Here is a 5,898-nt window from a genome sequence, read left to right on the forward strand (position 1 = left end):
ACGCGAAAACAAAAACTGTCTATCGCGATCCGCAGACGATGAGTGCACTTAAGCAATTCTGGACGCTGTATTTCCAGAAGTCGAACGCGACGATCGGCGAGTTTGGGGAACCGGCGTTGCTGGGTCCGATTGCGTATTGAATTTGACTTGCCGGAATCAGTACCAACCCTTGCGCTTTAACGGGTCAGACTTTCAGGGTTTCCACCGACACGCTAGCGAACCCACTGCCTCACCAATGCGCTAAACCCCTCATCCCCAAATAAAAAATCCGCCGATCTCAAAAGAATGTGCTAGAAAATAACAATTGCACGGGCACAAGAAATAGCCGCACGGGGCAAGTCGTTGTCGGCTTTCAAACCTCTTATCGGCCACGAGGTGGATCATGAGAATAAAGAACTTATTAGGGTTTGGGGTGACTGCGGTTGCCTCGGCGCTGACGCTGCAATGTGCGCCAGCGTGGGCCGATGGACCGGAAGCCGCTTATGCCGCCGCCGCCGACGGCGTGCCGGCCGGCTCCCTCGGTCCGAACGAGTATCAGGTCAATGCGGACGGCATGAAAGAAGATCCGAATGCAAAGATGTCGGACGTGGCCCGTGCTTATCGCAACGGCTATATCAATCGCGGCAAACAGGATCAGGCCGATTACCAGGCCATGATCGACTCGCATAGTCATGGGCAACGGCAACCCGCGAAGACCGACGTCGCGCGAGTGGACGTGCCGCCGTTGCCGGCCGGCGGTGTTCCCGAAGACAATAACGCGAAGTACACGACGATGCCGCCGCAACCTCGCCAGTACGCGCCGCGTCAGGTGGCCCAAGCGGCGCCACCGCTACAGCCCGCACCGCAGCCGCACTACCGGCAGGCTTATCAGGAACCGCAGTACCCGCCGGCCATGCCAATGCAATACCAGCAGGCGCCGGCTTATGCACAGATGCAGCCGCAACCGCTTTATGCGGACAATGAGCCGATGTACGTGCAGCAGGACTCCGCACCGCGGCCGCCGGTCCAGTACGTGCCGGTGTATGCACAGCCGCAGTACGATGAAATGCCGGTCGTGGAGACGGTGGTTCAGCCGGTGGCGCCTGCGATTGCCTACCAGGTTTACCGGCCGCCGGTCTATTGGGCGCAGCCGCGCACGTACGCCTATCGCGCACCGATGGTCAGCTATCGCGTGTGGCGGTAACCCATCTTCTGCTTCGCGGAGGGAAGTTAAAAGCGCTGCCGCGGCGGATATGGCGCAGGCTTATCACGTAGCCAATCGGATATGTATCGGCCCGGCGTATGCGCGCCGGGCCGAATAGTTTCGACAACGCATTTCGCAATTGCGGTAATACGGCTTATGTTGTTGGAGCGACACCGCCGCTTATGTCCGGTGCGATTGGCGATTGGCGATTGGCGAGTGCTAGTGTCGACTTCCAGCGTGTTCGCGGGGGCGCGGGCTCGCATGCCGGGAAAGTCAAACAGTCCGCGTCGGCAGACACTGACAGCAGTGCATTCACGCTCCGACAAGCAATCCGCTGTCGCACAACAAGCGCGCCTTTTCTCGGCCAATCGCCATGTATGATGGCGGGCGCCGCTCGCACACCCAGCTTGCGAACGCGGCCAGCGCAAAACGCGCGCTGCTCACCGTGCCGGCCAGGCACTAACGCATCCATTCGCGATGACCCAGAGGAACACCGCCATGACGGCTGCAACGCAATTCGATCAGGTTTCTGTTGTCAAACGAGCTAACGTCTACTTCGACGGCAAGTGCGTGTCGCACACCGTCCTTTTCGCCGACGGCACGCGCAAGACGCTCGGCGTGATTTTGCCCGGCACGCTCAACTTCGGCACCGACGCGCCGGAACTCATGGAAGTGCAGGCCGGCAAGTGCCGCATTCGCCTTGATGGCAGCGACGAGTGGAAAACCTATGGCGCGGGCGAATCGTTTTCGGTGCCGGGCAAGAGCCGGTTCGATATCGACGTGGTCGAAACGCTCGACTACGCTTGCAGCTATCTGTAAGTGATAAACGGCGCTGGTCCCGGCTATGCGTCGTCAACCAGACTCATCCTCACTCCCAACCTCTGATAGAACTGCGCCCATCCGCGAGGCGTGACCTGGACTGCGCGCGACGAAGGCGAGCGTAGCAGCCAGCCGTTATCGCACAGCGTCGACATCAATTTCGCGCCGAGCGGGCCGGCGAGGTGGTGTTGCCGCTCGGTCCAGTCGAGGCACTGTCGGGCGATGCCATGCTTGCCTGGCCGCAGCGTCGCGACGTCGATGCCGAGGTCGCCGAAAAACTGCGTGCCGCTTGGCGTGACCTCGAAGCGCTTGTCGGTCCCAGCCGCGAGAAAACCGCGTTGCATCAACTGCTGGGTGATCGCGACGCCGACCTGGCCGGCCAGGTGGTCGTAGCAGCAGCGCGCGACGCGCAACTTGCGCGCATCACTTCCATACGGTTTGCGGCGCACCGGCGATCGTGCGGCGATCGTCGCCAGGCTTTCGAGCAGCGCGGCCACTTGCGCATCGGCAAGCCGGTAGTAGCGGTGACGTCCTTCCTTTTCGACAGTCAGCAGCCCGCCCTCGAGCAACTTCGCGAGATGGCTGCTCGCGGTCTGGGCCGTCACGCCGGCCGCGTAGGCCAACTCGCCAGCGGGCAGCGCGCGGCCATCCGCGAGCGACATCAGGATTGCTGCGCGGGCGGGGTCGGCGATCAGGAACGCCGTGGCGGCGACTTTCGGTTGAACGTCCATATCCGTCTCCTGTTCATTGACTGACAGCGTAGCCGAATCGGGCGGTCGCATACTTCGATGCGCATCGAAACATCGCACGCGGTCGATCACGAATACTAAAGCGGTAAGCGCCAGCATTTGAGCGCATCGTCACCGGAGATCGCCCGATGAACACTCGAATACAGCAGCGGGCCGCGCTGCTCGCGACAAGCCTCAGCTATGTCGTCGTGATCCTCGACACCTCGATCGTCAATGTCGCGCTCGATAGCGACGAGTCTCGCAAGCGGGCTGAGCGGTCTGCAATGGATCGTCAACGCCTATACGCTGACGTTTGCGAGTCTGCTCTTGTCGGGCGGCACGCTGGGCGACCGGCTCGGCGCGCGCAACGTCTATATCGCCGGGCTTGCGGTTTTCACCGGCGCGTCGGCGCTCTGCGGCGCGGCGTCCGGCCTCCCGATGCTGATCGGCGCGCGCGTTGCGCAGGGCATCGGCGCCGCGTTGCTGGTTCCTGCTTCGTTGGCGCTGATCAATCGCTCCTGCCCGCATCCTCGCGAGCGGGCGGCCGCATTCGGCGTGTGGGCGGGACTCGGGGGCCTCGCGATGGCCGCCGGGCCGTTGCTCGGCGGTGTGCTGATCGGCCTGATCGGTTGGCGCAGCATTGTTCTGCTGAATGTGCCCGTTTGTCTGGCCGGTATCGGATTGGCGCTGAGAGTGGCTCCGCAAGCGCCGGCCATGGCCACGGCTCGTCGTCGCTTCGATGTCGCCGGGCAGATCGCGATAATCGCCACGCTTGCGCTGCTGAATATCACGGTGATCGAATTGCCCGCATATGGGTGGTCTGCACCGGTCATCCTGGCTGGCTTTGCCGGCATGCTGATGGCAGCTTGCGCATTCGTTGCGATCGAAACGAGACGCGCGCAGCCGATGCTGCCGCTCGCGCTGTTTCGCCATCCCGGTTTTGCGTGCGCGGTTTTCGTCTCGATGGTGTCGGCGTTTGCGTTCTATGGGCTGATGTTCGATCTCAGTCTGTACTTTCAGCATCAGCGCGGCGACACGCCGATGCAGACCGGACTGGCTTTTTTGCCGCTCACCGTTGTCGTGCCGGTCGGCAGTCTGCTATCGAAACGCGCGGTAGGCTGGTTGGGACCGAGACGTCTCGTGACCGGCGCGTGCATGCTCGCGGCACTGGGTTTTATCGGCCTGTGGGCAATCGTTTTCCGTTTTCCGTCTTTGCCGTTTGCGTTGGCGTTGCCCGCGATCGGTGTTGCCGCCAGCCTGATCACCCCGGCGACGACCGTCACAATGATGGCGTCCGTCGACAGCAGCCGCGCCGGCATCGCGGCAGCGGTACTCAATGCCGCGCGTCAAACTGGTGCGGTGTTCGGCGTCGCGGTTTCGGGGAGCATGATTGCGGTCGCGCAGTCGATCGCAGGCGGCATGCGCGCCGGCCTGCTGCTTTCGGCTGCGATGTCGATGGCGGCCGGTGCGCTGTGGTGGCTTGCGTCGGACCGGACGCCGACCCGCACGCCGATCCAGCCACGGCCCATCGGCGAGCGAGCGTCCAGCTGATTGCCGGTCAAGCTTCTGTTTCCGTTTTCCCGACGATCTCGTTGATCGCCTGCACGAATTGCTCGACCGGCTGACCGCCCGTCACCAGATATCGACGGTTGAAAATAATGGACGGCACCGACTGAATGCCCATCTGCTGATTGTTTTTTTCCTCGTCGCGAACCTCGTCGGCATAGGCGCCACTCGTCAGCACCTCGCGCGCTTCGTCGGCGTCTAGCCCGACCGATTGCGCCGTTTCGACCAGCACGTCGTGGTTGCCGGGGTTCTTGCCGTCGGCGTGATACGCGCGCAGCAGCGCGAGCTTGAGCGGCAGTTGTTCGCCCTTGATACCTGCCCAGTGCAGCAGGCGGTGCGCGTCGAACGTGTTGTAGGTGCGCGTGCGCGGACCGAAATTGAAGCCGACGCTCGCGCCGCGTTCGCGGATCATCGCTTGGGTCTCGGCGATTTGCGCGGGCGTGCGGCCGTATTTCTTGCCGAGGTAGTCGACGATGTCTTCGCCAGCCGGCCCCATCTCCGGATTCAGTTCGAACGGATGAACGACGATGCGCGCATCGACGGTATCGTGCAGGCGTTGTAGCGCAAGTTGAAGCGACGAAAGGCCGATTGCGCACCACGGGCACGCGATGTCGGACACGAAATCGATCGTGAGCGGTTGTTTCATGACTGTCCTTGGCCGAGTAACGTGATGGTGCGCCGGCTGAATCGCGGCGCAACGAATGCAGACAGCGTAGCGTGAATCGTCCACGCGCGCAGCCGCGCCGAATTTGACCGCAAGAGCCGGAGTGTTTTGGCGCTGCCGCGCTCGTACACTAGCGTATCGACCACTTCCACAGCGCTGCCGGCGAACCGTGCCGCCAGCGAATCGACGATGAATGCTCAACGAACCGCAATTTCCACGATCGCACCGTCGCAAGAGATCGACCGGCGCGTCGATGCGCTCGATTGGCGCGGGATCGAAAACGACCTCGATCATTACGGTTGCGCCGCCGTGCCGCGACTGATCACCCCACGCGAGTGCGACGCGCTCACCGCGCTCTATGCGCGCGACGATCTCTACCGCAGCCGCATCGTGATGGCGCGCCACGGTTTTGGCCGCGGCGAATACAAGTACTTCGCCTATCCGCTGCCGGCGCTCATCGGCGAATTACGCGGCGCGCTCTATCCGCACCTCGTGCCGGTCGCGAACCGCTGGAACCAGGCGATGAGTATCGACGTGCGTTATCCGCGGCAACACACGGATTTCATTCGACGCTGCCACGACGCGGGCCAGCTTCGCCCCACGCCGCTGATCCTGCAATACGGCGAAGGCGACTACAACTGCCTGCATCAGGACCTGTACGGCGAACACGTGTTTCCGCTGCAGGTCGCGATACTGCTGTCGGAGCCGGGGCGCGATTTTACCGGCGGCGAGTTCGTGATGACCGAGCAGCGTCCGCGCATGCAGTCGCGCGCCGAAGTGGTACCGCTCGCGAAGGGGGACGCGGTCGTATTTACCGTGAACAGCCGGCCGGTGCAGGGCACGCGCGGCCCGTATCGCGTCAATCTGCGGCACGGCGTAAGCCGTTTGCGCTCCGGGCATCGGCACACGCTCGGCATCATCTTTCACGACGCGCTGTA

At 62.9% G+C, this 5,898-nt stretch carries 6 protein-coding genes; 4 read left to right on the forward strand and 2 right to left on the reverse strand.

All coding sequences use genetic code 11. From position 1 onward, the window contains the following. Window positions 1–382 precede the first annotated feature (382 nt). The gene (locus tag VGH68_RS17490; protein ID WP_331604915.1) at window positions 383–1,183 is read left to right on the forward strand and encodes a hypothetical protein; all 801 of its coding nucleotides are present in this window, start codon (window positions 383–385) and stop codon (window positions 1,181–1,183) included. 498 nt (window positions 1,184–1,681) lie between these two features. Then, window positions 1,682–2,002: a pyrimidine/purine nucleoside phosphorylase gene (locus VGH68_RS17495; RefSeq protein WP_331604916.1), complete on the forward strand. Its 321-nt coding sequence runs from the start codon at window positions 1,682–1,684 to the stop codon at window positions 2,000–2,002. Between the two features lie 23 nt (window positions 2,003–2,025). Here VGH68_RS17495 and VGH68_RS17500 read toward each other — a convergent pair whose 3' ends face one another. Further along, entirely contained in the window at window positions 2,026–2,733 is a 708-nt protein-coding gene (locus VGH68_RS17500) for a helix-turn-helix transcriptional regulator (protein WP_331604917.1), read from the reverse strand. Between the two features lie 231 nt (window positions 2,734–2,964). On the opposite strand from VGH68_RS17500, the gene VGH68_RS17505 reads away from it, so the two are divergent. Then, entirely contained in the window at window positions 2,965–4,281 is a 1,317-nt protein-coding gene (locus VGH68_RS17505) for an MFS transporter (protein ID WP_331604918.1), read from the forward strand. A 7-nt stretch (window positions 4,282–4,288) separates the two neighbouring features. On the opposite strand, the gene VGH68_RS17510 is transcribed toward VGH68_RS17505, so the two are convergent. Continuing rightward, window positions 4,289–4,942 (reverse strand): DsbA family oxidoreductase, encoded by a 654-nt coding sequence (locus tag VGH68_RS17510; protein WP_331604919.1) that lies wholly within the window; start codon window positions 4,940–4,942, stop codon window positions 4,289–4,291. A 207-nt stretch (window positions 4,943–5,149) separates the two neighbouring features. Here VGH68_RS17510 and VGH68_RS17515 point away from each other — a divergent pair. Continuing rightward, on the forward strand, window positions 5,150–5,898 hold a 749-nt coding region (locus VGH68_RS17515), incomplete at its 3' end, for a 2OG-Fe(II) oxygenase (RefSeq protein ID WP_331604920.1).

The sequence above is a fragment of the Paraburkholderia sp. genome (assembly GCF_036488505.1).
Lineage (GTDB): Bacteria > Pseudomonadota > Gammaproteobacteria > Burkholderiales > Burkholderiaceae > Paraburkholderia.